We start from the raw sequence: 1,572 nt of genomic DNA on the forward strand, positions 1-1,572 counted from the left end.
ACCGCCACGCGTTCGGCACCGCCAACATCAAGATGTGAAACGATATGAAAGATCTTCTTTCGCTGCATATTGCAAAAATAATGCTTTTCTTTTGAACTTCAATCAAATAGTCGTAATTTTGCAATTAAAACGAAACGGAAATGGCAGAAAGCTTGAAAGAGAAGACAACAAGGGGTCTCTTCTGGGGTGCAATGAACAGTGGAACGACGCAATTGCTTAATTTAGTCATCGGCATCTTCCTTGGACGGCTCATCAGTCCGGCTGAATATGGCATTGTAGGCGTGCTTACTATCTTCACACTGCTTGCCGGTAATCTGCAAAGCAGTGGCTTTTCGCAGGGCTTAGTGAACTTAAAAGCACCACAAGCCAGCGATTATAATTCGGTCTTCTGGTTCAATATCCTTGCCAGTTTCGTGATTTATACCGTGCTTTTCTTTGCTGCTCCACTCATTGCGGCATACATCCATGAGCCTTGTTTGATAGAACTGTCACGCTTTGTCTTCTTGAGTTTCGTGATTTCCTCTTTCGGTATAGCCCACAGTGCCTATATGACGAAGAACATGATGAACCGAGAAATCGCTATCATTGGCGCCATTGCACTCGTCTGTTCGGGCGCAGTGGCCATCACGTTAGCCTTCTTTGGTTTCTCTTATTGGAGCTTGGCATGGCAACAAATCATTTATATTGCTGTGCTGAACCTTGGCCGTTATTATTTCGTTCCTTGGCGTCCGTCTTTTCATTTCACGTTTGAACCCGTCAAACGCATGTTCAGTTTCAGTGTGAATGTGCTTATCACAAACATTATCAACACTGTAAGCAACAACATACTGACGTTGTTATTCGGTGGACTTTACCCCATGAAAGCCGTTGGAGACTTCTCACAAGCCAACAAATGGAACACGATGGGCAACTCTTTTGTAGCCAATGCAGTGGGTCAGGTGGCGCAACCCGTGTTGGCTTCAGTGAATGAAGAGCGTGGAAGAGAGGTCAGAGTGTTTCGCAAGATGATGCGTTTCACGGCGTTTCTCAGCTTTCCCGCCATGTTCGGATTGGCGATAGTGTCACGCGAATTTATCCTACTCACGATTAAAGAACAGTGGATTGATGCCATTCCTTTGCTTCAAATGCTCTGCATCGGTGGTGCTTTCGTGCCGTTTTACACCATGTATCAGAATGTAGCTATCAGCAATGGACGGTCTGATATCTATATGTGTTGCAATGTTTTGCAGATTGTTTTTCAACTTGGCATCATAGCACTTTTCTATCAATGGGGCATCAACAGCATGGTGATGTTCTATACATTGTTTATTATTGTATGGCTTTTGGTGTGGCAGTTTGCTGCGCATCGCATCATCGGTGTACGCTTGTGGGAAGTCGTGAAAGATGTTTTCCCGTCGATGTTTGTGGCTGCCGGCGTAATGGCTGTTACCTACTTTGTAACGAGTTTCATTGAACATCTTGCCTTATTGCTCATTGCCCGCATCATCATTGCAGCCTTGTTGTATGCTGCAATCATGAAAATGCTGCGTATGGAAATGATGGAAGAGATGATGAAATGGGTGAAAGAGAAGA

At 44.6% G+C, this 1,572-nt stretch carries 1 protein-coding gene; it reads left to right on the forward strand.

The genetic code is table 11. The features are described from left to right. Positions 1 to 140: 140 nt before the first annotated feature. A partial coding sequence (locus tag HMPREF2983_RS07160; RefSeq protein ID WP_070667542.1) for a lipopolysaccharide biosynthesis protein occupies positions 141 to 1,572 on the forward strand: 1,432 nt, incomplete at its 3' end.

Origin of the sequence: Prevotella sp. HMSC077E09, assembly GCF_001814685.1 — a bacterium.
GTDB lineage: Bacteria > Bacteroidota > Bacteroidia > Bacteroidales > Bacteroidaceae > Prevotella > Prevotella oris.